The 26,292-nt window shown below is 68.7% G+C and carries 22 protein-coding genes and 2 riboswitches; of the genes, 4 read left to right on the top strand and 18 right to left on the bottom strand.

Going from position 1 to position 26,292, the window contains the following annotated elements:
- Positions 1 to 115: 115 nt before the first annotated feature.
- Both ACZYX4_RS04455 and mmsB read right to left on the bottom strand, forming a co-directional pair.
- Entirely contained in the window at positions 116 to 1,600 is a 1,485-nt protein-coding gene (locus ACZYX4_RS04455) for a CoA-acylating methylmalonate-semialdehyde dehydrogenase (protein WP_463874008.1), read from the bottom strand.
- A 56-nt stretch (positions 1,601 to 1,656) separates the two neighbouring features.
- Entirely contained in the window at positions 1,657 to 2,559 is a 903-nt protein-coding gene (mmsB, locus tag ACZYX4_RS04450; RefSeq protein ID WP_463874007.1) for a 3-hydroxyisobutyrate dehydrogenase, read from the bottom strand.
- Positions 2,560 to 2,739: 180 nt separating this feature from the next.
- Between mmsB and ACZYX4_RS04445 the strand changes: the two genes are divergently transcribed.
- The gene (locus ACZYX4_RS04445; RefSeq protein WP_463874260.1) at positions 2,740 to 3,639 is read left to right on the top strand and encodes a LysR family transcriptional regulator; all 900 of its coding nucleotides are present in this window, start codon (positions 2,740 to 2,742) and stop codon (positions 3,637 to 3,639) included.
- A 137-nt stretch (positions 3,640 to 3,776) separates the two neighbouring features.
- On the opposite strand, the gene ACZYX4_RS04440 is transcribed toward ACZYX4_RS04445, so the two are convergent.
- From ACZYX4_RS04440 to ACZYX4_RS04430, 3 genes are all read right to left on the bottom strand, one after another.
- Positions 3,777 to 5,159, bottom strand: coding sequence for an MFS transporter (locus ACZYX4_RS04440; protein WP_463874006.1), 1,383 nt, complete (start codon positions 5,157 to 5,159; stop codon positions 3,777 to 3,779).
- Positions 5,160 to 5,468: 309 nt separating this feature from the next.
- A complete protein-coding gene (metX, locus tag ACZYX4_RS04435; RefSeq protein WP_463874005.1) occupies positions 5,469 to 6,617 on the bottom strand; it encodes a homoserine O-acetyltransferase MetX in 1,149 nt (382 codons plus the stop codon).
- Positions 6,618 to 6,628: 11 nt separating this feature from the next.
- Positions 6,629 to 6,744: riboswitch (SAM riboswitch) on the bottom strand.
- A 132-nt stretch (positions 6,745 to 6,876) separates the two neighbouring features.
- Positions 6,877 to 8,193, bottom strand: coding sequence for a bifunctional o-acetylhomoserine/o-acetylserine sulfhydrylase (locus tag ACZYX4_RS04430; RefSeq protein WP_463874003.1), 1,317 nt, complete (start codon positions 8,191 to 8,193; stop codon positions 6,877 to 6,879).
- Positions 8,194 to 8,257: 64 nt separating this feature from the next.
- A riboswitch (SAM riboswitch) is annotated at positions 8,258 to 8,373 on the bottom strand.
- 202 nt (positions 8,374 to 8,575) lie between these two features.
- On the opposite strand from ACZYX4_RS04430, the gene ACZYX4_RS04425 reads away from it, so the two are divergent.
- Entirely contained in the window at positions 8,576 to 9,214 is a 639-nt protein-coding gene (locus ACZYX4_RS04425; protein ID WP_463874002.1) for a VOC family protein, read from the top strand.
- 311 nt (positions 9,215 to 9,525) lie between these two features.
- Here the strand turns inward: ACZYX4_RS04425 and ACZYX4_RS04420 are convergent, their stop codons facing one another.
- On the bottom strand, positions 9,526 to 10,308 hold the full coding sequence (locus tag ACZYX4_RS04420; protein ID WP_463874001.1) for a CPBP family intramembrane glutamic endopeptidase: 783 nt from the start codon (positions 10,306 to 10,308) through the stop codon (positions 9,526 to 9,528).
- 65 nt (positions 10,309 to 10,373) lie between these two features.
- Here ACZYX4_RS04420 and ACZYX4_RS04415 point away from each other — a divergent pair, with 65 nt between their 5' ends.
- Positions 10,374 to 11,054 carry a histidine phosphatase family protein gene (locus ACZYX4_RS04415; RefSeq protein WP_463873999.1) on the top strand — a complete coding sequence of 227 codons (681 nt, stop codon included), beginning with the start codon at positions 10,374 to 10,376 and terminating at the stop codon, positions 11,052 to 11,054.
- Between the two features lie 10 nt (positions 11,055 to 11,064).
- Here the strand turns inward: ACZYX4_RS04415 and ACZYX4_RS04410 are convergent, their stop codons facing one another.
- From ACZYX4_RS04410 to tdh, 5 genes are all read right to left on the bottom strand, one after another.
- Positions 11,065 to 12,120: a phenylacetate--CoA ligase family protein gene (locus ACZYX4_RS04410; protein ID WP_463873997.1), complete on the bottom strand. Its 1,056-nt coding sequence runs from the start codon at positions 12,118 to 12,120 to the stop codon at positions 11,065 to 11,067.
- A gap of 189 nt (positions 12,121 to 12,309) precedes the next feature.
- Positions 12,310 to 13,527: an amidohydrolase family protein gene (locus ACZYX4_RS04405; RefSeq protein ID WP_463873996.1), complete on the bottom strand. Its 1,218-nt coding sequence runs from the start codon at positions 13,525 to 13,527 to the stop codon at positions 12,310 to 12,312.
- 11 nt (positions 13,528 to 13,538) lie between these two features.
- Positions 13,539 to 14,654 (bottom strand): NAD(P)/FAD-dependent oxidoreductase, encoded by a 1,116-nt coding sequence (locus ACZYX4_RS04400; RefSeq protein ID WP_463873994.1) that lies wholly within the window; start codon positions 14,652 to 14,654, stop codon positions 13,539 to 13,541.
- An 83-nt stretch (positions 14,655 to 14,737) separates the two neighbouring features.
- Positions 14,738 to 15,961, bottom strand: coding sequence for a glycine C-acetyltransferase (locus ACZYX4_RS04395; protein WP_463873992.1), 1,224 nt, complete (start codon positions 15,959 to 15,961; stop codon positions 14,738 to 14,740).
- A 49-nt stretch (positions 15,962 to 16,010) separates the two neighbouring features.
- Positions 16,011 to 17,057, bottom strand: coding sequence for an L-threonine 3-dehydrogenase (gene tdh, locus ACZYX4_RS04390; protein ID WP_463873991.1), 1,047 nt, complete (start codon positions 17,055 to 17,057; stop codon positions 16,011 to 16,013).
- 161 nt (positions 17,058 to 17,218) lie between these two features.
- Here tdh and ACZYX4_RS04385 point away from each other — a divergent pair, with 161 nt between their 5' ends.
- Positions 17,219 to 18,127: a LysR family transcriptional regulator gene (locus ACZYX4_RS04385; protein WP_463873990.1), complete on the top strand. Its 909-nt coding sequence runs from the start codon at positions 17,219 to 17,221 to the stop codon at positions 18,125 to 18,127.
- A 3-nt stretch (positions 18,128 to 18,130) separates the two neighbouring features.
- Here ACZYX4_RS04385 and gatB read toward each other — a convergent pair whose 3' ends face one another.
- The 7 genes from gatB to ligA form a co-directional block, all read right to left on the bottom strand.
- Positions 18,131 to 19,636, bottom strand: coding sequence for an Asp-tRNA(Asn)/Glu-tRNA(Gln) amidotransferase subunit GatB (gene gatB / locus ACZYX4_RS04380; RefSeq protein WP_463873989.1), 1,506 nt, complete (start codon positions 19,634 to 19,636; stop codon positions 18,131 to 18,133).
- On the bottom strand, positions 19,636 to 21,237 hold the full coding sequence (gene gatA, locus ACZYX4_RS04375; RefSeq protein WP_463873988.1) for an Asp-tRNA(Asn)/Glu-tRNA(Gln) amidotransferase subunit GatA: 1,602 nt from the start codon (positions 21,235 to 21,237) through the stop codon (positions 19,636 to 19,638). Before gatA ends, gatB begins: the two co-directional genes overlap by 1 nt.
- 4 nt (positions 21,238 to 21,241) lie before the next feature.
- A complete protein-coding gene (gatC, locus tag ACZYX4_RS04370; RefSeq protein WP_463873987.1) occupies positions 21,242 to 21,538 on the bottom strand; it encodes an Asp-tRNA(Asn)/Glu-tRNA(Gln) amidotransferase subunit GatC in 297 nt (98 codons plus the stop codon).
- Between the two features lie 343 nt (positions 21,539 to 21,881).
- Positions 21,882 to 22,403 (bottom strand): hypothetical protein, encoded by a 522-nt coding sequence (locus tag ACZYX4_RS04365; RefSeq protein WP_463873986.1) that lies wholly within the window; start codon positions 22,401 to 22,403, stop codon positions 21,882 to 21,884.
- A gap of 90 nt (positions 22,404 to 22,493) precedes the next feature.
- Entirely contained in the window at positions 22,494 to 22,997 is a 504-nt protein-coding gene (locus ACZYX4_RS04360; protein ID WP_463873984.1) for a GNAT family N-acetyltransferase, read from the bottom strand.
- 94 nt (positions 22,998 to 23,091) lie between these two features.
- Positions 23,092 to 23,940 carry an inositol monophosphatase family protein gene (locus ACZYX4_RS04355; RefSeq protein WP_463873982.1) on the bottom strand — a complete coding sequence of 283 codons (849 nt, stop codon included), beginning with the start codon at positions 23,938 to 23,940 and terminating at the stop codon, positions 23,092 to 23,094.
- Entirely contained in the window at positions 23,937 to 26,234 is a 2,298-nt protein-coding gene (gene ligA / locus ACZYX4_RS04350; protein WP_463873981.1) for an NAD-dependent DNA ligase LigA, read from the bottom strand. The genes ACZYX4_RS04355 and ligA overlap by 4 nt, the downstream gene beginning before the upstream one ends.
- Between the last annotated feature and the right edge of the window lie 58 nt (positions 26,235 to 26,292).

The following is a 26,292-nucleotide window of genomic DNA, read 5'->3' as shown; positions in this document are numbered from 1 at the left end:
CCGGATGGGCGCGAAGTGACCCCGCGTTGCTTTGTTTAAGGCGGTCCGGGCCGGGCCGGCGGGCCGGGTGGCCGGGTCAGTCTGCCGGGTTAATCTGCCGGGTTAGTCTGCCGGGTCAGTCGACCTGGGGGAAGCCGAGGTCGATCACCGAGGTGGACGGGTCCGGCCAGCGGGTGGTGACGACCTTGCCGCGGGTGTAGAAGCGAATGCTCTCCGGTCCGTACATGTGGGTGTCGCCGAAGAGCGAGTTCTTCCAGCCGCCGAAGGAGAAGGTTCCCACCGGAACCGGGATCGGCACGTTGACGCCCACCATGCCGGCCTCGACGTCGAACTCGAACTGCCGCGCGGCACCGCCGTCGCGGGTGAAAATCGCCACACCGTTGCCGAACTCGTTGTCGTTGACGAGCCTGACGGCGTCCGCGTAGCTCTCGACGCGGACCACGGACAGGACCGGGCCGAAGATCTCGTCGTCGTAGACCTTCATGCCGGGCTTGACGTGGTCCACCAGGCTGACGCCGATGAAGAAGCCGTTGGAATCGAACTCCTGCTCCCGGCCGTCCACGACAACGGTGGCGCCTTCCTGGGCCGCACCGGCGACATAGGAGGCGACCCTGTCCCGGTGCGCGGCGGTGATGAGCGGGCCCATCTGCGACGCCGGGTCGGTCCCGGGGCCGATCTTCAGGGTGCCCATCCGGGTGGTGATGGCCTCGACGAGCTCATCGGCAATGTTCCCGACGGCGACCAGGACGCTGACTGCCATGCAGCGCTCGCCGGCGGAGCCGTACGCGGCGGACACGGCAGCGTCGGCGGCCATGTTCAGGTCCGCGTCCGGCAGGACCACCATGTGGTTCTTGGCGCCGCCCAGCGCCTGAACCCGCTTGCCGTGGTCGGCGGCGCGCTTGTAGATGGACTGGGCAACCGGCGTCGATCCGACGAAGCTGATGGCCTTGACGTCCGCGTGTTCGAGCAGCACGTCAACGGCCTCCTTGTCGCCGTGGACGACGTTGAGGACACCGGCGGGCAGTCCGGCCTCGGCGAAGACCTGCGCGATGAACATGGCCGAGGACGGGTCCTTCTCACTGGGCTTGAGCAGCACAGTGTTGCCGCAGGCCAGGGCGCTGCCGATCATCCACAGCGGCACCATGGCCGGGAAGTTGAACGGCGTAATGCAGGCGACCACACCGACCGGCTGGCGCACTGAGTGGACGTCGACGCCGCCGGCCACCTGCTCGGAGCGCTCACCCTTGAGCGCGTGGGACAACCCGGTGGCGAACTCGATGTTCTCCAGGCCGCGGGTGATCTCGCCCTCGGCGTCGGAGAGGACCTTGCCATGTTCGCTGGTCAGCAGGGCTGCCAGTTCGGGCCGGCGCTGCATCAGCAGTTCACGGACCGTGAAGAAGATATTGGTGCGCTTGGCCAGGCTGGTGGCGCGCCAGCCGGGCAGGGCGGCGCGGGCGGCCTCGATGGCCTCCTCGACACGGGCGGCGGAGGCCAGGGCGACCTCCTTCTCCTGTTCGCCGGTGGCCGGGTTGAAAACGGGGCCGTAGCGCTCGGCGTCGGAAACCAGGGCGCCGTTGATGAAGTGCGGAATGCGTTCCATGGGGTGGGTCCCTTTCGTGGGGGTTTTTGGGTCAGCAGCTGGCTGCAGGGCAGTGGCTACTTGCCGGTGTCCAGGGTGCCGTCGACCAGCTTGACGATCGCGGAGCAGTCCATGCCGGCATTGCCGGAATCGATGAGGCGCTGGAAGAGCTGCTGGACGTGCTCGCCGAGTTCCAGAGGGGTGCCGGTGTCCCGCGCCGCGCTGATGGCAAGTCCGATGTCCTTGTTCGCCAGCTCGGTGGTGAAGGTCGGGGCGAAGTCGTTGTTGGAGGCCGCCGTGGGGACCACGCCGGCGACCGGGTACCAGGTGCGCAGGGCCCAACTGTCGCCGGAGGACACGGAGGCGATGTCCCAGAAGACCTGCTTGTCCAGTCCGAGCCGGTCCGCCAGCACGGCACCTTCCGCGGTCGAGGCCAGGTTGATGAAGAGCATGAGGTTGTTGCAGATCTTCGCGGCCTGGCCGGTGGTGGCGCCGCCGGTGGGAATGATGTTCGCCGCCATCGGCTTGATGTAGTCCGTGGCCTCGGCCACGGCACCTTCCTCGCCGCCGATCATAAAGGTCAGGGTGGCGGCCTTCGCGCCGCTCATCCCGCCGGAGACCGGGGCATCGACGAACCGGAAGCCGGCGGCAGCAGCGGCGTCGTGCAGGGCCTGGGCCGAGGCTATGTCGATCGTGGAGGAATCCACCAGCAGCGTGCGTGTGTCCGCGTGGGCCAGGACGCCGTCCTCGCCGAGGTAGACGGCGCGGGCGTGCTCGCCCTTGGGCAGCATCGAGAAGACGACGTCGGCGCCGTCGACCGCTTCGGCGATGCTTCCGGCGGGCTTGACGCCGCCGGCGACGGCGGCGGCAACGGCCTGGGCATTAAGGTCGAACCCGCGGACATCGTGGCCGGCCTTGACGAGGTTCACCGACATGGACCCGCCCATGTTCCCCAGTCCGATCCAAGCGATTACTGCCATGGCATAAGCTCCTTTGCTGTTCGTCGTGCTGCTCTTAGTGCTGTGGGTGGTGCGCGTGATCCGGCAATCGCCGGATGTTCCGTGTCAAGCATCACACCCTGCTACAGTGCAATCAAGGCAAAAAACTACAGATGGCATGTGCATGAATGCACATGCTTCTCCAGGGGGGTTCCAGTGGACTTGCGGCGGCTTCCGAGCCCGGACGACCTGCTGATCCTGCTGACCGTGGCACGGCTGGGCAGGTTCAATGCGGTGGCGGAGACCCTGGGCACCACGCACACCACCATCTCCCGCCGGATCCTGGCCCTGGACAAACAGCTGGGCGGGCGCACCCTGGAGCGGAGCCCGCACGGCTGGGAGCTGACGGACCTTGGCCAGGAGGCCGTGGCGGCCGCCGAGGCGATCGAGGGCACCCTCGGTGCGCTCACGAACCGGATCGCGCAGTCCGAGGACGTACTCTCCGGACTGGTCCGGATCAGTACCCCCGACGGCTTCGGCGCCGAATTCGTCGCACCGGCGCTTGTCCGGCTGCAGCAGGGCCACCCTCAGCTCAACGTCGAATTGCTCAGCGCCACCCGCAAGGTCAGCCAGAACCGCTCCGGGGTGGATCTTGAAGTGGTGGTGGGCAATCTGGACGCCAGCAACGCGCAGGCCATCTTCCTGTCCAACTACTTCCTCCGGCTGTACGCCAGTCCGCAGTACGCCCGCGAACACGGACTGCCGGAGACGCTCGACGACGTCCGGCAGCACGGCTTTGTCTCCTACGTGGAGTCGGCGCTGCAGGTCGCCGAACTGGGCCACCGCTCCACGCAGCTTCCCATGCCGCGCTCCAGCTTCCAGGCGACCAGCATCTTTGCCCAGCTGCAGGCCGTCCGGCGGGGCGCCGGGATCGGCCTGCTGCCCAACTTCCTGGCGGTCGGCGACCCAAGTTTCCTGCCCGTCCTGCCGGACGATTTCCAGCGGCAGCTTCCGATCTGGGCGGTGGCACGCGCGGAATCGCTGCGCTCGGCCCCCGTGCAGGCCGTCCTCGAAGCGGTCCGGACCGAGATCTCCGACCGCCAGGAAGTCCTGGCTGGCTGACCGTCCCGGCCGTCCGGGCAGAACCACCAAACAGCCCGGCCCCGCACTGCGGGGACCGGGCTGTTTGGTGTTGTTCGCCGTAACTTCGTGGCGGTTGCTTGCCTGGCGGTTACTTCTTGGCTGTTACTTCTTGCCGGTTACTTCTTGCCTGCGGCCAAGAGGTCCGCGGTGCCCTGGGCATCGGCGGCATCGACGTCGTGCAGTGAGATGCCGCGGGTCTCCTTGAGGAAGAACACCGCCACCATCGTTACCATGCAGGCGCCGAGCAGGTAGATGGCGACCGGGGTGGAGGACTTGAACTGGCTCAGCAGGGCGACGGCGATGATCGGGGCCATCGAACCTGCCACGATCGAGGTGACCTGGTAGCCCAGCGAGACGCCGGAGTAGCGCATCCGGGTCGGGAACATCTCGGCCATGATGGCCGGCTGGCCGGCGTACATGAGCGAGTGGAACAGCAGGCCGATGGTGATCGCCGCGAGGATGATGAGGTCGTTCTTGGTGTCCATCATCGGGAAGGCGAAGAAGCCCCAGGTGCCGCCCAGGATGGCGCCGGTCATGTAGACCGGTTTGCGGCCGAAGTGGTCGGACATGCGGCCGACCATCGGGATCACAGCGAAGTGGATGAAGTGCGCCACAAGCAGCAGCAGCAGGATGCGGGAGGTGTCCGTCTGGACGATGACCTTGAGGTAGGTGATGGAGAACGTGACCACGAGGTAGTAGAGGATGTTCTCCGCGAAGCGCAGGCCCATCGCGGTGAAGACGCCGCGGGGGTAGCGGCGGAACACTTCGCCGACGCCGTAGCCCTTCTTCTCGACGGTGACTTCTTTTTGTGCCTCGAGGAAGATCGGTGCGTCGGTAACCTTGGTGCGGATGTAGTAGCCGACCAGGACGATGACGGCGGAGAGCCAGAAGGCAACGCGCCAGCCCCAGCTGAGGAAGTCGGCGGGGGAGAGTGTGGCGGACAGGGTGAACAGCACGCCGGTGGCGAGGAGGTTGCCCAGCGGAACGGCGGACTGCGGCCATGCGGACCAGAATCCGCGGGACTTGCTCGGGCTGTGCTCGGCGACGAGGAGGACGGCTCCGCCCCATTCACCGCCGACGGCGAAGCCCTGGGCGAAGCGCAGGAAGACGAGGAGGGCCGGGGCCCAGTAGCCGATCTGCTGGAAGGTCGGGAGGCAGCCCATCAGGAAGGTGGAGACACCGACCAGGACGATGCTGAGCTGGAGCAGCTGCTTGCGGCCGAACTTGTCGCCGAAGTGGCCAAAGACGATGCCGCCGATCGGACGGGCGACGAAACCAACGGCGTAGGTAAGGAAGGCGGCAATAATGCCGTCCAGTTCCGTGCCGGAGTTGGGGAAGAACGTCTTGCCGAACACGAGGGTGGCGGCCGAGGCGTAGAGGAAGAACTCATACCATTCGACGACGGTGCCGGCCATGGAGGCCGTTACTACCTTCTTGAGTCCGGACGTCTTGACGTCTTCCTCTTCCGGGCGCCTGGCGGCGGCGTTTTGTGTACTCATTTCGACTCCTTCGGTGTCTCCGTCGACACCCTATGGACCTCTGGGCTGTGGACGCCTGTGATTTGTGACACGGGGCATCATTCCCCACGAGTATGGACGCTCGCGACCGTGGCCTCAACGGCCATTAGTGCAGAGCGCATCTGCAAAAATGCACAGCTGGCCTGATTCTCCGGTGCTTCCGTCCACAGATTCGCGCGGGATGTGGCGCAGGATCCGGCGGAGGCTGGGTCAAACTCCCAGTCCGGATGTGCGTTCCAATCCACTGTGGTCCAGGGTGGCTGCCGGTCCGGCAGAAGTCGAGCCGAAGGTCTAGCTGAAGAAGTACCGCCGGAGCTGGCTGTTCAGCTGGCCGATCTCGGTCAGGAAACCGTCGTGCCCGATCGGTGCCTCGATGGTGTGCACGGCAACTTCGCCGGGCAGGGCAGCGGCGAGGGCATGCGACTGGGCCGGGAAGTACAGCCGGTCCGAGTCCACGGCCGCCAGCAGGAACTCCGCCGTGGCGGGAGCCAGGGCCTCGGCGAGGGCACCGCGGCCCCGGCTGATGTCATGGCTCATGAGCGCTTCGGTGATGGCGATGTAGCTGTTCGCGTCGAAGCGGCGGACCAGTTTGTTGCCCTGGTGGTCGAGGTAGCTCTCCACCTGGTAGCGGCCGCGCCCGGCGAGGGATCCGGCTTCCAGCGGGGCCTCGGCGTCCTGGGCGTTCCGGCCGAAGCGTCCGTCCAGCTCCGCGGCCGAGCGGTAGGTGATGTGCGCGATCCGCCGGGCCAGGGCCAGGCCCGCTTCCGGCTCCGGACCTCCGTAGTAGTTCCCGCCCTTGAAGTTGGGGTCCTGCCGGATGGCGAGGGTCTGCGCCTGGGCGAAGGCGATCTGCTCGGCGGTGCTGCTGGCGCCGACCGAAATCACGCCGCAGCGCCGGACCCGCTCCGGGTAGCTGACGGCCCATTCCAGGGCGCGCGCCCCGCCCAGGGAACCGCCGAGCACGGCGTACCAGCTCCGGATGCCCAGGGCATCCGCCAGCCTGGCCTCGGCCTCCGTGGTGTCCCGCAGCGTCACGAGCGGGAACCGTGAGCCCCAGGGTTTTCCGTCGGGCGCCGCCGACGACGGCCCCGTCGAGCCGTAGCAGCCGCCGAGGATGTTGATCGAGACGACGAAGTACTTGTCCGTGTCCACCGGGGCTCCGGGGCCCGCGAGCTGCTCCCACCAGCCCGGCTCCTCGCTGGCGCCCTGCGTGACGTGGGTGTCACCCGTCAGCGCATGCTCGATCAGCACCGCATTGGAGCGGTCCGGGTTGAGGGTCCCCCACGTCTCGTAGCCGAGGGTAGCGTCCGGCAGCAGGGCCCCGGATTCGAGCTTGAGGTCGCCGATCCGGAGGTGCCGGACCGTTCCGTCCGGGACCGGGGCATGGGGGTGGGCGGTCGTGCTTACAGGCACACCCTGGCGGGTGACGGCAATGCTCATGTGAGGACCTAACTTCGCGCTTGCCCGCCGTCAGATGACCGGCAGGCCAGGTCTTCACCCGGGGCACCCCGCCGCAAAAGGAGGGTTGCCGGCCAGCAAGCCGGGGCTGTCACTGGCACTCATGACCTCCACTGAGTGTACGAAATGCGGCGGCCCGGTGGCGAAGATTGTGACGAACTTAAGACTCACCCCGGTCTTGCCGCAGTTAACCCCGGGCCCCGGGGCCCGGGCGCCCCGGGGCCGGGACGCCGGGCGGTGCTCAGGCGGTTTTGGCCGCCCGGAATCCGGCGTCGAGGTCGGCCAGGATGTCGTCGATGTGCTCCAGGCCCACGGAGAGCCGGACCAGGCCGGGATTCACGCCGGCCGCGGTCTGCTGTTCCGGGGAGAGCTGGCTGTGGGTGGTCGACGCCGGGTGGATGACGAGGGAGCGCACGTCGCCGATGTTGGCCACGTGCGAGTGCAGTTCGAGGGCGTCGACGAAGCGTTTGCCCGCCTCGGCTCCCCCGGCAAGGTTGAAGGAAACGACGGCACCGGTCCCCTTCGGGCCGTACTTGCGGCCGCGCTCGTACCAGGGGCTGGACGGCAGCCCCGCGTAGGCGACCGATTCGACGTCGTCCCTGGCCTCGAGCCATTCGGCCACTTTGATGGCGTTGGCGACGTGCCGCTCCATCCGCAGGCTCAGGGTCTCGATGCCCTGGGAGATGAGGAAGGCGTTGAACGGGGACACCGCGGAGCCGAGGTCGCGCAGCAACTGGACGCGCGCCTTGAGGATGAAGGAGAGATTGGCACCGAGGGCACCGTCCGCACCGAGGTCCCGGGCGTAGACCAGGCCGTTGTAGGTGGGGTCCGGGGTGTTGAAGCCGGGGAAACGCTCCGGGTCCCTGCCGAAGTCGAAGTTGCCGGAATCCACGATCACGCCCGCGATCGCGGTGCCGTGGCCGCCAAGGTACTTGGTGGCGGAATGCACCACAATGTCCGCACCCCACTCGATCGGCCGGATCAGGTACGGGGTGGAGAGCGTGTTGTCCACGATCAGCGGGACACCGGCCTCGTGCGCCACCTCCGAGATGCCCTCGATGTCCAGCACATCCTGGCGGGGGTTGGAGACCACTTCGCCGAAGAACAGCTTGGTGTTGGGCTGCACGGCGTCACGCCACTGGGCCAGGTTGTCCGGATCCTCGACGAAGGTGACGGAGATGCCGAACTTCTTCAGCGTGTGCGCCAGCAGGTTGTACGTGCCGCCGTAAAGGCTGGGGCTGGCCACCACATGGTCGCCGGCCTCGGCGACGTTCATGATCGCCAGGGTCTCCGCAGCCATGCCGGAGCTCAGCAGCAGGGCCGCGAGTCCGCCCTCCAGGCTGGCCACCCGCTGTTCCACGGCGTCCTGGGTGGGGTTGCCGATCCGGGTGTAGATGGGAGCCAGTTCGGCAAGGGCGAAGCGGTTGGCGGCGCTTTCGGCGCTGGGGAAGACGAACGACGTCGTCTGGTAGATCGGCAGTGAGCGGGCGCCGGTGACGCTGTCCGGCTCCTGGCCGGCGTGGATCTGGCGGGTTTCAAAGGACCAGGCACTGGACATTGGGACACTCCTCAAGGGGCTGGGCCCAGGCATCCCGCGAACTCGTTGGCCCGGGACTGCACTGGTGCCGCGCTTGCCGTCCGGCGGATGCCGGTCGGCCAGGTCTTCACCCGGGGCACCCCACCGCGTGACGAGGGTTGCCGACCAGCAAGCCGGGGCTGTGTGCTGGCACTCATGACCTGCAACCAGTCTAGGAACCGGTTCCGGTTGTGGATGCCTTTGTGACACGAACATGAAGTTTCACGTCCGGTGGGACAGGAAAGCCCTGCCGTCCGCCGAGGTGACGCGGATCAGTGCCGGCGGGGATCCCCGAAAATGACATCCCACCACGGTTAGGAGATCCTAAGCTGAGAGCCGCATCACAAAGTGCCAAGATGAGGGCATGCGCATGGATCACGTCTCTTACGCCTGTGAACAAGATGGCCTAGCTGCCACCACCGAACGAATTGCGTCTGCCCTCGGCGTCGAAGCCGTGAAGGGCGGAGTACACCCCAGATTCGGGACCCGCAACATGATCATCCCGCTCGCGGGACACAAATATGTCGAGATCGTGGAGGTCCTGAACCACCCCGCGTCCGACAAGGCCCCCTTCGGCCAGGCCGTCCGCGCCCGCTCCGAAGCAGGCGGCGGCTGGATGGGCTGGTGCGTTGAAGTTGACGACCTTGCCCCGTTCGAGGAGCGGCTCGGCCGCGCCGCCGTCAACGGCAACCGCAAGTTCCCGGACGGCCGTGAGCTGGTCTGGAAGCAGATCGGCATCCTCGGACTCATCTCCGATCCCCAGGTCCCCTACATGCTCAAGTGGGAAGGCGATCCGGACCTCCACCCGTCGAAGGCCTACGAGAGCAACGTCAAGATGTCCGCCCTGACGATTGCCGGTTCGGCGCAGCGTGTCACCGAATGGCTCGGCGTCCCGGTCGAGAAGCCGCTGGAAGACGTGGCCGTGAACTGGCTCGCCCCCCGCGGGACGCCCGGCATCCTGTCCGTCACGTTCGAGACGGCTTCCGGAGCCGTTACGATCTGACGCTTCACCGCCCCACACTTCGGCCGCCATCAGCGGGTGCCAATGACGTCACCCACCGATGGCGGCCGATACTTTTTAAAGCCCCAGCCCCAGCCCCGCCCCCGCCCGGAGGTGCACGGCCCGGCCCGGCCCGGAGGTGCGCGGCCCCGCCCGGCGTCCCGCACTGCAGGGCAACGCGGGGTCACATCGCGCCCGTCCGGAGGCCCCGGATGGGCGCGATGTGACCCCGCGTTGTTTTGTCGCGTTGTTTTGTCGCGTTGTTTTGTCGCGTTGTTTTGTCGCGTTGTTTTGTCGCGTTGCTTTATGCAGACTCAGCCGAGGCCGATGGACCGGCCGAAGAGGCTGAAGCCGACGAACGCCACGATGTCCAGCACGGCGTGGGCGATCACGAGCGGCATCAGCCGGCGGGTTTTGGTATAGGCGTACGCGAAGATGACGCCCATGATGGCGTTGCCGATGAACGGCCCGAAGCCCTGGTAGAGGTGGTAGCTGCCGCGCAGCATGGAACTGGCGAAGATGGCCAGCGGCAGGCTCCAGCCGAGCTTGGGGAGCCGGTCCAGCAGGTAACCCACCACGATCACTTCCTCCACGATCCCGTGGCGGATCGCGGAGAGGACCAGCACCGGCACGGTCCACCAGTAGGAATCCAGCGCGCTGGGGATGATCGCCGTCGTGATGCCCAGCGCCCGGCCCGCGGCGTACAGTCCCAGGGACGGGATGCCGATCAGCGCCGCCAGGCCGAACCCCTGCAGCAGGTCCCTGCCGGGGCGGGCGAAATTGAGGCCCAGCTTCTGGAACGCCGTGACGCCGCGGCTGCCGCCTCCGGACGGGCCAGACGTGCGGTGGTCCGTGAGGAAATAGAGTGCCAGGACCACCGGCACCAGGGCGAAGAGGATGTCCAGCAGCTGGTAGGTGAGATCGAAGTATTCGCGGCTGCTTTGCGACCGGTTCAGGGTGGAGCTGCCCTCCGCCAGCGGCGCCCGGGTCAGCTTGTCCAGCAGCTGAACGACCGAGTACACGGCGGACTGCCCCAGGGACAGGCCCAGGACAATCCAGACTTCTAACCGCAAACGGCGGCGGGCGGGAACGAGCATGTTCCTATCTTGCCCGGTCTTGGCTTGCGCTGCCCGCCCGGCGTTCACGCCTATGCTTGGGGTTTATGAGTGCGCCCGGGAAAATCATCATGATCCGGCACGGCCAGTCCGCGGCCAACGCCGACACCTCGATCTACAACCGGGTGCCCGATTACCGGATTCCGCTGACCGTCCTCGGCGTGGAGCAGGCCCGGGCGGCCGGCGAGCAGGTCCGGCGGCTGCTGGACGGCCGTCCGGTGTGCGTGTACGTCTCCCCTTACCTGCGGGCCTACCAGACCCTCGAGGCGCTCAACCTCGGTCCGCTGGTGGAGCGGGTGATCGAGGAGCCGCGGCTGCGGGAGCAGGACTGGGCCAACTTCCAGATCGCCGGTGAGATCGAGGACCAGAAGGAACTCCGGAACGCCTACGGCCACTTCTTCTACCGCTTCCGGGAAGGCGAGTCCGGCTCGGATGTCTATGACCGGATCTCCTCGTTCATGGAGACCCTGTACCGGCACTGGTCCCGACCCAGTTACGCCCCCAACGCACTGTTTGTCACCCACGGGCTCACCATGCGGCTGTTCTGCATGCGCTGGTTCCACTGGTCCGTGGAGTACTTCGAATCCCTCAACAATCCGGACAACGCCGAGGTCCGCACCCTGTACCGCAGCGGGGACGGCAAGTACGAGCTGGACAAGCCGTTCAGCCAGTGGGAGGACCGGCGCGTCGATGAGACGGTACTGGACGCCCCGCCGATGATCTTCTAACAGCCGCGGGTCATTCCGGAACCCGGGCGATCACCTGCCGGAACTTCCCGCTCGACCCGCTCTGTTCCGGCGGCTCTTCCGCACGGACGACGTCGACGTTCCCCAGTTCCAGCCCGGCGAGGTACTCCCGCAGCTTCCCCGACGCCGCGTGCCACACCGCCGCGGCGTCGGCGCCGGGTTCGGGTTCGAGCCGGAGCCGGAGGGTCGCCGGACCCGTCTGGAGGAGCTGGCTGCGGTGCAGTCCGGGCGTTTCGTTGAGCACGGATCCGATGGCGAGCGGAAGGACCCGGACCGTGGTTCCGTCGGCGGCCGGCAGCCGCAGGACGTCGTCGCGGCGGCCCGCGACCCGGATGGCCGGCAGCGGGCTGCCGCACCCGCACGGGCCGGCCTTCGCCAGCACCGAGTCGCCGAGGTCGTAGCAGATGATGGGCTGCACGCGGTTGGCGAGGTTGGTGAGCCGCACGGTGTGGGAGTACTCCCCCGGCGGCGTGGGGGCGTAGTCGGCCCCGACCGGTTCCAGGATGGCCCAGTCGCTGTTTACGTGCAGCCAGCCGCGGCCGCAGTCGAACGCCAGCGGGGTGAACTCGGAGGCCGCGTAGGCATGAACGCCTCCGCGATGCGGGCCCGGACGTCCGGCCCGCAGGACTCGCCGGCCAGCTCCACCACCACCGGTCTCAGGTGGAGCCGGCCGGCCATCTGTTCCCCGGCGAGCAGCGCGAGGGCACTCGGGTAGCCGGTCACGGCCGAGGGGTCGTAGTCGTTCAGGGCTGCCACGAGCCGTGCCAGCGGCTGCTGCACCCGCCCAGCGCAGTCCGTGGCGGGCCATGGCCAGCAGCCCGGCGGGAGACAGCCAGGCCAGGTCGATACGCAGGACGAAGGACTGGGAGACGGCCACGGACCGGGGATCGTGCACGAAGATCCCGGGGTGCCCGGTGGTGCCCGACGTTGTGCAGACGAAATACCGGCCCAGGAACGGCGTTCCGACCAGGGCCGGATCGGCGATGAACGCCCCGACCCCGGCCCTGGTGACCGCGGGGTCGGCGACCCAGTCGTCGAAGCTGGCCATGAGCTGCTGTTTGGTGACCGGTGGCAGCTCCGCCAGGACAACGCCGCCGCCGGGCCAGGCCGGCCGGCCACTGGCGCTGGGCGCGCAGCTGATCGAGGGCGATGCCCAGTTCCTCCAACAGCCTGGCCACGGTTGCCTCCTGGGGTGGGCCGAGAGCATGATCTCGCACGTTTCAGGATGGATGCACGGTCAGCGGGCGCGGGCCCCCGCGCGCCAGACAGCGTGGGTCAGCGGCATGCCGGGCCGGTACGCCAGGTGGGTGGCGGACGGCGCGTTCAGCAGGTGCAGGTCCGCGCGGTGGCCGACGGCGATCGAGCCGACGGCGCGTTCGCCGTCGGCGTCGTTCCCGGACTCCCGCCCGAGCGCCAGCGCGCCGCCGTATGTCGCGGCGCGCACCGCCTCGTGGACGCTGAGGCGCATCTGGAGCACGGCGGTGGCGACGCAGAACGCCATCGAGCTCGTATAGGAGGTGCCCGGGTTGCAGTTGGAGGCGAGTGCGAGCTGCACGCCGGCGTCGAGCAGTTCCCGGCCCGGCGCCAGCGGCTGGCGGGTGGACAGATCGCAGGCCGGCAGGCACGTCGCCACCGTGCCGCGACCAGTTCCTGTGTCGCTGTCCGGCCCGTCCCAGCCGGACCAGCTGGCCGCGAGGGCGTCGACGTCGGCGCCGGACAGGTGGTTCACGTGGTCCACGCTGGCCGCACCGAATTCCACCGCGAGCCGCACCCCGGGGCCCTCGCCGAGCTGGTTGCCGTGCACGCGCAGGCCCAGCCCGGCGTCCCGGCAGGCCTGGAGCACGCGCCGGGACTGGTCTTCGGTGAAGGCGCCCCGCTCGCAGAAGACATCGGCCCAGCGCACGTACGGCCGGACGGCGGCGAGCATGGGCCCGCAGACCAGGTCCGTGTACTCCCCGGCGTCCATCCCCGCAGGCACCAGGTGCGCGCCGAGGTAGGTGACCTCATCGACCACGGTGGAGGCGATCCGGGCGCTGCGGGCCTCGTTGTCAATGTCCAGGCCGTAGCCGGTCTTCGTTTCCAGGTAGGTGGTGCCCTGCGAGACGGCCTCGGCCACCCGGCCCATCGCCAGCCGGGTGAGGTCGAAGTCGCCCGTGCCCCGGGTGGCGGCGGTGGTCACGGCGATCCCGCCGGCGCTGTAGCTCTCCCCCGCCATCCGGGCCTCGAACTCGGCGGTCCGGTCCCCGGCGAAGATCAGGTGGGTGTGCGAATCGACCCAGCCCGGCAGCAGGGCACGGCCGCCGGCATCGACGGACCGGTCGGCGGCCGGCGCGTCGGCCGCCTGCCCCAGCCAGGCGATCCGTTCGCCCTCGATCACCACGGCCGCGTTCTTCAGGACCCGGTGGTCCGGGTCCTGGGTCATCAGCTCGGCGATGTTGGTGATCAGGGTGCTCATGGGTCCATTGTTCAGCGCCGGATGGACATCCGGGTCGCCGCCAGAGCGGCGACTGTCCGGGATGCCGGACTGTCGGCCGGGTGCGGCTCCGCGGCGCCCTGGCCTGCGAGGATCAGCCCCGCGGCCAGCTCAGCGATGCCGGAGGAGGTCTGGAAGCCGTAGCCGCCCTGGCCGGCGAGCCAGAAGAAACCTGGGGCTTCGGCGTCGAAGCCCACCACGGGGATGCCGTCGGCGGCCTCGGTCCGCAGCCCGGTCCAGGCCCGGCGGATGCTGCCGATCCCCATCGTGGTGAGGGTGTTGAGCCGGGCGACCAGCGCCTCGATGTCGCCCGGATAGGGCTGGGCATCCTCGGGGCCGCTCGGCACGGTTTCGGACGGTGAGATCAGCACCTGCCGCCGTCCGTCCGGCCGGAAGTAGAAGCTGCCGGCCGACGCCACCATCGGGCAGCCCTGCGGGAGGGGGTGGTCGACGTCGACAATCGCCGCGGTGCGGCGGTAGGGCTGGAGTCCGAGCTTCTCGACGCCGCTGAGCACGGCGAGCTCGTCCGCCCAGGCGCCGGCGGCGTTGACCACGACGGCGGCTTCAATGCCTTCCTGGCCGGCACCGAGTTGCCAGCCGGAGCCGAGCCGCTGGGCCGAGTGGACCTTAGCGCCGGTGATGATGTCCACGCCGCCCTCAACCGCCCACTCCCGGTGGTCTTCCAGCAGCAGGGACGCGTTGCAGGCGAAGGATCCGGAGTCCAGTCCGGCGGCCGTGAAGGACTCCGGTTTAAGCGCGGGGCAGATTTTCAGGGCGTCGGCATGGCTGATCCGGTGCATGAAGCCGCTGGCCTGCTCCTGGACGGCGTCCTCGTCGCCGATCAGCATGAACCGGCGCGGCGAGAGCACGGGTTCGGGCCGCGTCCCCTCGCGGGTGCCGATGAGCTCCAGCGTGCGGAGGGTCAGTTCCTGGACCACGGGCGGCCCGTAGCTGGGGACCAGCTGCCGGGCCGAGCGGGCGGAGGTGTGGTACCCCAGCGAGTGCTCAGCTTCGACCAGCGCCACGCTGCATTTGCCGGCGAGGGCGGAGGCAAGGGACAGGCCGGCGATACCGCCGCCGACAATCACGACATCGTAATTAGCTGACATGGGTCCATCCTTGCAGACAGAAACGGTTGCGGCGCCGTTTGTGGCCCCGCAACCTCGGTTCTGCTGTGCCGGTGACGCCCCGCCTAACCGGCGGCGACGGCGGCAGCGACGGCGTCGCGGCTGCGCACGAAGGCCTGCACGCACGCCTCCACGTCCGCGGCGCTGTGCGCGGCGGAGAGCTGGACGCGGATCCGGGCCGCGCCCTTGGGCACCACCGGGTAGCTGAACGCCGTGACGAAGACGCCGTGGTGCAGCATGGCGTCCGCCACCTTGGCGGCCATCACGGCATCGCCGAACATGACCGGGACGATGGCGTGCTCGCCCGGGAGCAGCTCGAAGCCCTCCCCGGACATCCGGCTCCGGAACAGCGCGGCGTTGGCGAAGAGCTTGCTGCGCAGGTCCCCGGAGCTCTCCACGAGGTCCAGGGCCTTGAGCGTCGCGGCGACGATGGCCGGGGCCAGCGAGTTGGAGAACAGGTACGGGCGGGCCTTCTGGCGGAGCATCGCGACGACTTCGCGGCGGCCGGAGACGTAGCCGCCGGAGGCGCCGCCCAGGGCCTTGCCGAAGGTGCCGGTGTAGATGTCCACGCGGTCCGGGACGCCGGCGTGCTCCGGGGTGCCCGCGCCGCTGGCGCCCATGAAGCCCACGGCGTGGGAGTCGTCCACCATGACCATGGCGTCGTATTTTTCCGCGAGGTCGCAGATCGCCTCGAGCGGGGCGAGGAAGCCGTCCATCGAGAAGACACCGTCCGTGACGATGATCTTGCGGCGGGCCGGGTTCTCCTGCGTGGTGGCCTCGATCAGCCGGGATTCGAGGTCCGCCATGTCCTGGTTGGCGTAGCGGAAGCGCTGGGCCTTGCAGAGCCGGATGCCGTCGATGATCGAGGCGTGGTTCAGCGCGTCGGAGATGACGGCGTCTTCCGGGCCGAAGAGCGATTCGAACACGCCGCCGTTGGCGTCGAAGCAGCTGGAGAACAGGATGGTGTCTTCGGTGCCGAGGAACGTGGAGACGCGTTCCTCAAGGGCCAGGTGCAGGTCCTGGGTGCCGCAGATGAACCGCACGCTGGCCATGCCGAAGCCGCGGTCGTCCATCGCGGCCTTGGCGGCGGCGATGATCTCCGGGTGGTCGGCGAGGCCCAGGTAGTTGTTGGCGCAGAAGTTCAGCACCTCCGCGCTTGCCCCGCCGATCTGCCCGGCTTTGATGTGGCTGGCCTGCGGCGAGTCAATGTGCCGCTCGGTCTTGAACAGGCCGGCGCTGCGGATCTCGTCCAGCTCGTGCTGCAGCTGGTCCTTGATGGCTGAATACATGTCGTTGTGCTCCTGAGCTGGTGGGGTCGGTGGGCCGCTGCGGGGCGGGTTAGAAGCAGGTCCAGTCGAGGACCACTTTGCCGCCCACGCCGGCGCGGGCGATCTCAAAGCCCTTTTCCCAGTCGGTGGCGGGAAGGGTGTCCGTCACGACGGCGGAGATGTTCGCGTGCAGGACCGGGCTGGAGGAGAGCATGGCGCTCATCGCGTACCAGGTCTCGAACATTTCGCGGCCGTAGATGCCCTTCATGGTCAGCATATGCGTGACCACTTTGCCCCAGTCGATGTCGATCGACTGGCTGGGCAGTCCCAGCATCGCGATCCGGCCGCCGTGGTTCATGTTCTCGATCATCTCAGGCAGCGCCGTGCGGTGTCCCGACATTTCCATCCCGATGTCGAATCCCTCGCGCATGCCCAGCTCGCACTGGGCGTCCTTGACACGCCTCTTCGAGACGTCGATCGCGAGGTCGACGCCGAGGGCCCGGGCCAGTTCCAGCCGCGGGGCGGACACGTCGGTGATGGCGATCTTGCGGGCGCCGGCGTGGCGGGCGACGGCGATCGCCATCAGTCCGATGGGTCCGGCGCCAGTGATCAGCACGTCCTCGCCGACGAGGGGGAAGCTGAGAGCGGTGTGGACGGCGTTGCCGAAGGGGTCGAAGATGGCGCCGAGTTCCGGCGTCACGGAGGGGTCCTGGTGGACCCACACGTTGGTCTCGGGGATTACGACGTACTCGGCGAACGCGCCGTCGCGCTGGACGCCGACGCTGACGGTGTTGATGCACATCTGCTTGCGGCCGGCGCGGCAGTTGCGGCAGATGCCGCAGACGATGTGGCCCTCGCCGGATACGCGGTCGCCGACCTTGACGTCCAGGACGTCCCCGCCGGTGGCGACGACCTCGCCGTAGAACTCATGGCCGGCGATCAGGGGGGCGTTGATGATGCCCTGCGCCCACGCGTCCCACGACTGGATGTGCAGGTCGGTGCCGCAGATGCCGGTGGTCATGACGCGGATCAGGACATCGCCGGGCCCGGTTTCCGGTTCGGGACGGTCCACGAGGTCGAATCCTGCGTGGGCGCCGGCCTTATACAGAGCCTTCATGGGCCTTCCTGACTGTGCCTTGGTCAGGCACGGGTAAGATCCGCTGCCGTAGGACAGCTCGTGTGGGACAACCCACCCATTAGAGCCCCTGCAAAGCGTTAGCACAACCGGCTTTTTCTCAATCGACGATGTAGCCTTTCCTTACGCATAGACTGGGCGGCATGGAAATCCACCAGCTGGAGATGCTCCGCGAACTCGGGGCGCTCGGCAGCGTCAAGGCCGTCGCCGAAACCCTGCTCGTTACGCCCTCGGCGGTCTCGCAGCAGCTGGCCGCCCTGCAGAAATCCGTGGAGGTGCCGCTGACCCGCAGGGAGGGCCGGAACCTGGTCCTGACCGAGGCCGGGCAGGTCCTTGCGGACGCCGGGGCCGCCGTCGTGTCCGCCATGGCGGACGCGAGGACGGCGATCGGCGCGTACCACGGCTCCCCGGTGGCACCGGTGACGCTGAGCGGGTTCCACAGCGCGGGGCAGGCCTTGTTCGCCCCGCTCGCCCGGCTGCTGGCCGGGCCGGGCCAGCCGCGGATCCTGCTCTCCGACGAGGATGTGGCCCAGCAGGATTTCCCCGCGCTGACGGCCCGGTATGACCTGGTGCTCGCGCACCGGATGGACCACAGCCCGCGCTGGCCCGGGGAGCGGGTGGCGGTGATTCCGCTCGCGCACGAGCCGCTGGATGTCGCGCTGCCGGCCGGGCACCGGCTGGCCGGCCAGCGGGCGGTGACGGCGGACGACGTCGTCGGGGAACCCTGGGTGACCAGCCGCACCGGCTACTCCCCCGCGGATGTACTCGCCGCCGTCGCGGCCCTCTCCAGCCGGGAACTGAACGTCGTCCACCGGATCAACGACTACTCCACGGTGGCGGCGCTGGTGGCGACCGGGAGTGTGATCGGGCTGCTGCCCCGGTACACGGCCCGTCCGGTGCTGGGCCCGGGCATTGTGCTGCGGCCGCTTGAGGGCATCAGCACCCGGCGCCGGATCGACATCCTGGCCCGCCCGGAGAACCTTAAACGCACATCGGTCATGATGGTCTGCGAAGCACTGCAGTCCATCATGACCGATTTAGTGGATGGCTAAGGCCTAGCCTTCGACGCCGAGGCGCTCCAGGATCAGCTCGCGGACGCGTCCGGCGTCGGCCTGGCCGCGGGTCGCCTTCATGACGCCGCCGACGATCGCGCCGATCGCCTGGACCTTGCCGCCGCGGATCTTGTCCGCGACGCCGGGCTGCGCGGCGAGGGCCGCGTCGATGGCTTCGAGCAGGGGTCCGTCGTCGGAGACCACGGCGAGGCCGCGCTTGGCCACGATCTCCGCCGGGGTGCCTTCGCCGGCGAGCACGCCGTCGAGGACCTCGGTGGCCATCTTGTTGTTGATCTTGCCGTCTTCGACCATCGTGTTCAGTTCCACAATGGTCGCAGGTGCGACGCCGAGCTGGCCGGGATCGACGTCGGCGATCTTGGCCCGTCCGACGATTTCGCCCATCCACCACTTGCGGGCCACCGTGGCGGTGGCGCCGGCGGCGATGGTTTCCTCGATCTCATCCAGAACGCCGGCGTTGACGACGTCGCGGAATTCCAGGTCGGCGTAGCCCCAGTCGGCCTGCAGCCGCTTCCGGCGTTCGGCCGGGGGCTCGGGCAGCGTGGCGCGGAGTTCCTCGACCCATTCGCGGGAGGCGACAATCGGCACCAGGTCCGGTTCCGGGAAGTAGCGGTAGTCGTCGGCGTCGGACTTGGGCCGGCCCGAGGTCGTGGAGCGGGTGTCCTCGTGCCAGTGGCGGGTCTCCTGGATGACCGGTTCGCCGGAGTCCAGCACAGCGGCGTGCCGCCGGATCTCGTAGTGCACGGCGTGCTCGACGGCGCGCAGGGAGTTGACGTTCTTCGTCTCGGAGCGGATGCCGAAGCGTTCGCGGCCGTGCGGGCGGAGCGAGACGTTGGCGTCGCAGCGGACATTGCCGCGTTCCATCTTGGCGTCGGAAACGCCGAGGTTCTTGACGATCTCGCGGACCGCGGCGACGTAGGCCTTGGCCAGCTCGGGCGCGCGGCTGCCGGCACCCTCGATCGGCTTGGTCACGATCTCCACGAGCGGCACACCGGAGCGGTTGTAGTCCACGAGGGAATAGTCCGCGCCCTGGATGCGGCCGGTGGCGCCGCCCATGTGGGTCAGCTTGCCGGCGTCCTCCTCCATGTGCGCGCGCTCGATTTCGACGCGGAACATGGTGCCGTCGGAGAGCTCGATGTCCAGGTAGCCGTCGTACGCGATGGGCTCGTCGTACTGGGAGGTCTGGAAGTTCTTCGGGGTGTCCGGGTAGAAGTAGTTCTTCCGGGCGAAACGGCAGGTCTCGGCGATCTTGCAGTTCAGTGCCAGGCCGATCTTGATCGAGGACTCGATCGCGGTCCTGTTCACCACGGGAAGCACGCCGGGCATGCCCAGATCCACCTCGTTGACGTTGGTGTTGGGCTCGTCGCCGAACACGTTCGGGGCGGAGGAGAACATCTTCGTCTTGGTGTTGAGCTCCACATGGACCTCGAAGCCCAGGACCGGATCGTACTTTTCCATCGCCTCTTCGAAGCTGAGGGTTGCGTCAGGCATTAGTGGGAACCTCCGTGGCTCGAAGCGGCAGCGTCGTTCAGGGCAGGGCCGGCCGTCATCGACGGGGCAGTCAGTGCGGGAGCGGTCAGTGAGGGAGCCTGGTCCAGCAGCGGGCCGCCCCACTGGGCCTCGAGCAGGGATTCCAGCACCGCGCCGACGCGGTAAAGCCGGGCATCCTGGCGGGCGGGGGCCAGCAGCTGGACGCCGACCGGCAGTCCGTCCTCGTCGGCCAGGCCGCCGGGCAGGGAGAGCCCGGGGACGCCGGCCATGTTGGCGGGGATAGTGGCGACGTCGTTGAGGTACATCGCCAGCGGGTCGTTGAGCTTCTCGCCGAGCTTGAACGCCGTGGTCGGCGCGGTCGGGGAAATCAGCACATCGGCCTGGGCGAACGCGGCGTCGAAGTCGCGCTGGATCAGCGTGCGCACCTTCTGGGCCGAGCCGTAGTAGGCGTCATAGTAGCCGGCGCTCAGGGCGTAGGTGCCCAGGATGATGCGGCGCTTGACCTCGTCGCCGAATCCGGCGGCGCGGGTGGCACCCATCACGCGTTCAATCGTCATCGGGCCGTCTTCGGGCAGGACCCGCAGGCCGTACCGGACGCCGTCGAACTTGGCCAGGTTGGAGGAAGCCTCCGACGGCATGATCAGGTAGTAGGCGCCCAGCGCGTACTTGAAGTTCGGGCAGGACACCTCCACGATTTCGGCGCCGGCGCCCTTGAGCAGCTCGAGCGATTCGTTGAAGCGGTTCTCGACGCCGGTCTGGTAGCCCTCGCCGTGCAGTTCCTTAATGATGCCGATCTTCATGCCGTGCACGTTGCCGGTCGACGCGGCGGCGACGAGGTCCTCCAGCGGATCCGGCAGCGAGGTCGAGTCGCGCGGATCGTGCCCGCCGATGACCTGGTGCAGCAGGGCGGAGTCCAGCACGGTGCGCGAGACCGGACCGATCTGGTCCAGCGAGGAGGCCATGGCGATCGCGCCGTAACGGGACACACCGCCGTAGGTGGGCTTCACTCCGACGGTGCCGGTGACGGCGCCGGGCTGGCGGATCGAGCCGCCGGTGTCGGTGCCGAGGGCCAGCGGGGCCTCGAAGGCCGCGACGGCGGCGGCGGAACCGCCGCCGGAGCCACCGGGGATCCGGTCCAGGTCCCAGGGGTTGTGGGTGGGGCCGAAGGCGGAGTGCTCGGTGGAGGAGCCCATCGCGAATTCGTCCAGGTTGGTCTTGCCCAGGATCGGCATCTTCGCGGCGCGCAGGCGCTTGACAACGGTGGCGTCGTAGGGGCTGTGCCAGCCTTCGAGGATTTTCGAGCCGGCCGTGGTGGGCTGGCCGATGGTGACAATCAGGTCCTTGACGGCGATCGGCACCCCGGCGAGGGCGTGCAGTTCCTGGGCCGGGGCGCCTCCCGCGGCGCGGATCGCGTCGACCTCGGCGGCGACGGCGAGCGCCTCGTCCGTGTTGACGTGCAGGAAGGCGTGGACCTTGCCGTCGACGGCGGCGATGCGGTCCAGGTGCGCCTGGGTGACCTCGACGGCGGAGACGTCGCGGGCGGCCAGTCGGGCGGCGAGCGTTGCGGCGGAGGAGCGGATCAGTTCGTTGTTCTCAGTCATGTTCTTAGCCCTCATCCAGGATTGCCGGGACCTTGAAGCGGCCTTCGTACGCATCGGGGGCGCCGGAGAGTGCCTGCTCGGCGGTGAAAGAGTGGCCCACGACGTCCTCGCGGAACACATTCGTCAGCGGGATCGGGTGGGACGTGGCCGGGACGTCATCACCGGCGGCTTCACTGACGGATTTCACTGAATCGACGATGACGGCGAGTTCGCCGGCCATCCTGTCGAGCTCTTCAGCACTCATCTCGATGTGCGCGAGACGCGCGAGATGCGCGACGTCGTCGCGGTTGATCGCAGCCATGGATCTCCCCTGCAAGTTCGGATTATTTTCCGTCCCAGTCTACGTGGGTTCGCCTGCTGTTACTTCCCGGCGGACCCCCTGCCGGGAAGGGTGTTCACGCCGAGGTGAGAGTTCGTGCCGATGTTTTGAGTAAACACCGGCGCGAACTGTCACCTCGTGGGTCCTGTTAGCCGATGCCGATGGCTCAGGGCCAGCAGGGCCATGGTGGCGGCGCGGAGGCGGGTGCGCTCCTGCACGCCCACCCGGGTGGGCGTCTCCCGGGCCACCGCCCCCAAAGCAACGCGGGGTCAGATACGGCCCATCCGGGACCCCGGGATGGGCCGCAGGTGACCCCGCGTTGTGGTTAGGTGCTGATGTCCCGGTTCTTGCGGAAGGCGTTGCTGCGGGCGTGTTCGTGGACGCGGCTGAGAGCCTCGATCTGCGCCCGGGCGTCGTCCGCGAATGCGGTGAACGTGGCCTTGTCCAGTCCGAGCTCGGGTGCCAGCTCTTCCAGGGTCTGCCAGCCGCCGAGCTTTCCCAGGACTGCGGCGCGCATCAGCTCGGCCTCCAGCACCATGGTCATCGGGGACCGGCGCACGATGCGCCCGTTCAGCTTGAGCCGGCCGGCGTGCTCGGCGAGCCAGGCGGCGGCCTGGCGGTGCGGGCGCCGCCGCACGCCCAGGTCCTGGATCAGGTTGCGGAGCACCTCGCGTTCCCGGGTGAGTTCGGCGCTGACCCGGGACAGTTCGGCGGACACCGGGGTGTCGGCGAAGGCGTCGGCCATGCGCTGGATCCGGGAGACGCCGGCGGTGGCGCCGCTCAGGTGGTCCGAGAGGTACAAACCGAGGAGCTTCTCGTCAATTGAGCCGGGGATGTGCGGTGCCATGGGTCCTCCAGGTTGCCGTGCCTGAGCGTTTCAATTGCCCTAAACCCTACCTGACGGCGGCTGTTGCCCCGGGTTTCTTGCCGTCCCGGCTTACAGCTCCTGGCGGTAGACGAGCAGCTTGATGTCGGTGTCCGGCACGACCCAGTCACGCTCGGGGGCCCGCTGGAAGCCGGTCTTCTGGTAGAGCCCATGGGCGCTTTCCCAGGTCAGGCCCGTGGTCAGCGCCACGGCGTTGATTCCCGGCAGCGCGCGTGCATGGTCCAGGATGGCGTGGACCATGGCTTTGCCGGCACCGCTGCGCTGCACGGCCGGGTCCACCACAAGCATCCGGAATTCCAGCTCGTCGGCCTCGGCGATGTCCGCGTAGGGTTCCCCGGCGACGGCGAGGGTCACGGAGCCGACGATGCTTCCGGCGCGTTCCGCCACCCAGATGGTGGCCTTCGCATGCCGGCGGGCCACGTCCTGGATCTGGCGCATGTACGGGTGGTCGGCGCTCTCGAAGTAGCCCGCGGCCAGGTAGGCGTCCCGGGTGATGCGCGCGATGGCGTCGTAGTCGGCCGGAACTGCGGGGCGGATCAGGATCTGAGGATGCACCTGTCCATGGTACGGGCGGGCGCCGAGGCCGGATCACGGATCGCCGGTTTCCGTGACTGAACTATCAGCACGGCACCGGCCGCAAGGGGCTGCGCTAGAGCGGGAACGTGCCGGCGAGTTCCAGCGTCCCGGCGCAGGTCCAGGCCGCAAGGCGTTCGTCGTCGGAGGGGCCGCCGGCCAGCGGGCTGGTCAGCCGCGGACGGCGCACCCAGCAGCCGGCTTCCTCGGCGATCAGGGCACCGGCGGCGAAGTCGTGTTCGTTCAGGCCCCGTTCACCGTAGGCGTCGTGGGTGCCGTCCGCCACGAGGCAGAGGTCCAGGGCGGCGGAGCCGAGCCGGCGGACGTCGGCGAAGCCGTCCATGATGGTGCCCAGCCCGGCTGCCTGTTCGGCACGGACGGCCGGGTCGTAGCTGAAACCGGTGGCCAGGATCTGCCCGGTGCGCCCCGCGACCGGTCCGGACAGCTGCGTGAGCCTGCCGTCCTCCTCAAGCCAGGCGCCCTGCCCGCGGAGCGCGTAGTACCGCCGGCCCAGCGCCGGGGCGTTGACGACGCCGGCCAGCCAGACGCCGTCGGGGTCCGCCACGGCCACGGAGGTGCCGTAGTAGACGATGTTGCGGATGAAGTTGGTGGTCCCGTCCAGCGGGTCGATGGACCAGCGGTAGCCGCTGGGCGACGCCGGAAGGACGGTGCCGCCTTCCTCGCCGGTGATGATGTCGAACGGCCTCGCCGCGGTAATGACGTCCCGGACGGCGGTTTCCGCGGCGAGATCGAAAGCGGTCACCCAGTCCCCGGTGTCGCCCTTGTTGCTGACGTCCAGCCCGGCGGCGTTCCGGCCGGCCAGGACCGCGGCCCCGGCCGCTGCCGCCTGCTGCGCGAGTTCCAGCAGCGCGGCCGGCAGGGAACCGGCGGTCCGGCCGGGGGCGCCGGGGGCGCCGGGGCTCATTCGGTCACCACTTCCTGGTGGTCCTCCTCGGCATCCTCAACAGCGCCGTCGCCGGCGTCGTCCCCGGCGGCTCCGGGGTCCGCGGAACTTTCCGCCGGGCCGCCGGCGGCCCCGTCCGCCGGGCCGTTCGCCAGCAGCGCGCGGAAGCCGTCCTCGTCCAGGACCGGCACGCCGAGCTGTTCGGCCTTGTCCAGCTTGGTGCCCGCGTTCTCGCCGGCCACGACGTAGTCCGTCTTTTTCGAGACCGAGCCGGATGCCTTGCCGCCGCGGATCAGGATGGCTTCCTTCGCCTCGTCCCGGCTGAAGCCTTCCAGGCTGCCGGTCACCACGATGGTCAGTCCCTCCAGGGTCCGGGGCATGGAGTCGTCCCGGTCGTCCGCCATCCGGACGCCGTCGGCCGCCCAGGTGTCGACGATCTCGCGGTGCCAGTCCTCGGTGAACCATTCGGTCAGGGCCGCCGCGATCACGGGCCCGACGCCGTCGACGTGGGCGAGTTCCTCTTCGGAAGCCTGCCGGATGGCGTCCATGCTCCCGAACGCGGTCGCGAGGGCGCGGGAGGCCCGCGGCCCGACGTGCCGGATGGACAGCGCCACGAGGATGCGCCAGAGCGGCTGGGTTTTGGCCTTCTCCAGTTCGCGGAACAGCTTCTCCGTGGTGGCCGTGGGCTTGGACGGGGTCTTGGCGGTGCCTTTGCTGAAGAAGTACGGCACCAGTTCGAACTCTCCGGTGGCCACGCCCTTGGACCGTTTTTCGCGCCGGATCCGGACGCCGGCGAGGTCTGCGGGGGTCAGCCGGAACAGGTTCGCCTCTGTGGTCAGCGGCGGGGTTTCCGGCTCGGCCGGCTGGGTCAGGGCGATGGCGGCTTCCCAGCCGAGGGCCTCGATGTCGAAGGCGCCGCGGCCGGCGAGGTGGAAGACGCGTTCGCGCAGCTGCGCCGGGCAGGAGCGGGAGTTGGGGCAGCGGATGTCCACGTCCCCCTCCTTGGCCGGCGCCAGCGGAGTGCCGCAGGCCGGGCATTCGGTGGGCATCACAAAGTCGCGGACCGGCGGATCCTGCTGCCCGCGCAGGGCCAGGACCGGCCCGACGATCTCCGGGATGACGTCACCGGCCTTGCGCAGCACCACGATGTCGCCGATCATGACGCCCTTGGCCTTGACGACCTCCTGGTTGTGCAGGGTCGCCATCTCCACAGTGGAGCCGGCGACCTTGACGGGCTCCATCACGCCGTACGGGGTGACGCGGCCGGTGCGGCCGACGTTGACCGCGATGTCCAGCAGCTTGGTGTGGACCTCCTCGGGCGGGTACTTGTAGGCGACGGCCCAGCGCGGAACGCGGGAGGTGTAGCCAAGCGCGCGCTGGGTGGCGAAGTCGTCAACCTTGATGACGATGCCGTCGATTTCGTGGGTGAGGCTGTGCCGCTTGTCGCCGTAGCGGGTGATGAAGGCCAGGACGTCCTTGAGCCCGGGGAGGACCTCGAAGTACGGGCTGGTGGGCAGCCCCCACTCGGCGAGCTGGCGGTAGGTGTCCGACTGGCTGGCGGTGTCCAGCCCTTCGCGGGCGCCGATGCCGTGCACGTACATCCGGAGCGGACGCTTGGCGGTTTCCGCCGGGTCCTTCTGGCGCAGCGAGCCGGCGGCGGCGTTGCGGGGGTTGGCCAAAGGCGCTTTGCCGGCCTCGATCAGCGTCTCGTTGAATTCGGCGAAGGCCTTGGAAGGGATAAAGACCTCGCCCCGGACCTCCATCTCGGCCGGGAAGCCCGCGCCGCGCAGCTGCTGCGGGATTTCCTTGATGGTGAGGACGTTGTGGGTGATGTCCTCCCCCGTGGTGCCGTCGCCGCGGGTGGCGGCCCGGATCAGCACGCCGTCGCGGTAAAGCAGGTTGACGGCGAGCCCGTCGATCTTGAGTTCGGTGAGCCAGGCCGGCGTCCCGTTGCCGAGTTTGGTGATGTTCGCTTCCGCTTTGGCGATCCACGCCTGAAGCTCCTCAAGGGAGAAGACGTCCTCCAGGCTGTACATCCGCTGCAGGTGTTCGACGGCGGCAAAGGCGGCGGACACCTCGCCGCCCACCTCCTGGGTCGGGGAATCGTTGGCCACGAGTTCCGGGTGCATGGCCTCGATCGTTTCCAGCCGCCGGTAGAGCTCGTCGAACGCGGCGTCCGCAATGATCGGGGCGTCCTCCTGGTAGTACGCGAAGCGGTGCTTGCGGACCTCCTCGACGAGGACCTCGTACTCCTCGCGCACGGCCTCGGAGGGGGTGTGTGTTTCGGCTTCTGCTGCAGTGTTCGCTGTGCTCACAGACCTATCCTGCCCTAGATCCTCCCCGATGCCCTATCAGTTGTTGTCCCCATTTGGG

Source organism: Pseudarthrobacter leeuwenhoeki, assembly GCF_055412885.1.
The sequence above is the reverse complement of the archived record's forward strand: the minus strand, read 5'-3'. Positions and strand labels throughout refer to the sequence as shown.

What these genes read in the sequence shown, in the direction of transcription:
- ACZYX4_RS04455 (WP_463874008.1), bottom strand. Translation starts at nt 1,600, where the DNA reads ATGGAACGCATTCCGCACTTCATCAACGGCGCCCTGGTTTCCGACGCC.
- mmsB (WP_463874007.1), bottom strand. Translation starts at nt 2,559, where the DNA reads ATGGCAGTAATCGCTTGGATCGGACTGGGGAACATGGGCGGGTCCATG.
- ACZYX4_RS04440 (WP_463874006.1), bottom strand. Translation starts at nt 5,159, where the DNA reads ATGAGTACACAAAACGCCGCCGCCAGGCGCCCGGAAGAGGAAGACGTC.
- metX (WP_463874005.1), bottom strand. Translation starts at nt 6,617, where the DNA reads ATGAGCATTGCCGTCACCCGCCAGGGTGTGCCTGTAAGCACGACCGCC.
- ACZYX4_RS04430 (WP_463874003.1), bottom strand. Translation starts at nt 8,193, where the DNA reads ATGTCCAGTGCCTGGTCCTTTGAAACCCGCCAGATCCACGCCGGCCAG.
- ACZYX4_RS04425 (WP_463874002.1), top strand. Translation starts at nt 8,576, where the DNA reads ATGCGCATGGATCACGTCTCTTACGCCTGTGAACAAGATGGCCTAGCT.
- ACZYX4_RS04420 (WP_463874001.1), bottom strand. Translation starts at nt 10,308, where the DNA reads ATGCTCGTTCCCGCCCGCCGCCGTTTGCGGTTAGAAGTCTGGATTGTC.
- ACZYX4_RS04415 (WP_463873999.1), top strand. Translation starts at nt 10,374, where the DNA reads ATGAGTGCGCCCGGGAAAATCATCATGATCCGGCACGGCCAGTCCGCG.
- ACZYX4_RS04410 (WP_463873997.1), bottom strand. Translation starts at nt 12,120, where the DNA reads ATGGCCAGCTTCGACGACTGGGTCGCCGACCCCGCGGTCACCAGGGCC.
- ACZYX4_RS04405 (WP_463873996.1), bottom strand. Translation starts at nt 13,527, where the DNA reads ATGAGCACCCTGATCACCAACATCGCCGAGCTGATGACCCAGGACCCG.
- ACZYX4_RS04400 (WP_463873994.1), bottom strand. Translation starts at nt 14,654, where the DNA reads ATGTCAGCTAATTACGATGTCGTGATTGTCGGCGGCGGTATCGCCGGC.
- ACZYX4_RS04395 (WP_463873992.1), bottom strand. Translation starts at nt 15,961, where the DNA reads ATGTATTCAGCCATCAAGGACCAGCTGCAGCACGAGCTGGACGAGATC.
- tdh (WP_463873991.1), bottom strand. Translation starts at nt 17,057, where the DNA reads ATGAAGGCTCTGTATAAGGCCGGCGCCCACGCAGGATTCGACCTCGTG.
- ACZYX4_RS04385 (WP_463873990.1), top strand. Translation starts at nt 17,219, where the DNA reads ATGGAAATCCACCAGCTGGAGATGCTCCGCGAACTCGGGGCGCTCGGC.
- gatB (WP_463873989.1), bottom strand. Translation starts at nt 19,636, where the DNA reads ATGCCTGACGCAACCCTCAGCTTCGAAGAGGCGATGGAAAAGTACGAT.
- gatA (WP_463873988.1), bottom strand. Translation starts at nt 21,237, where the DNA reads ATGACTGAGAACAACGAACTGATCCGCTCCTCCGCCGCAACGCTCGCC.
- gatC (WP_463873987.1), bottom strand. Translation starts at nt 21,538, where the DNA reads ATGGCTGCGATCAACCGCGACGACGTCGCGCATCTCGCGCGTCTCGCG.
- ACZYX4_RS04365 (WP_463873986.1), bottom strand. Translation starts at nt 22,403, where the DNA reads ATGGCACCGCACATCCCCGGCTCAATTGACGAGAAGCTCCTCGGTTTG.
- ACZYX4_RS04355 (WP_463873982.1), bottom strand. Translation starts at nt 23,940, where the DNA reads ATGAGCCCCGGCGCCCCCGGCGCCCCCGGCCGGACCGCCGGTTCCCTG.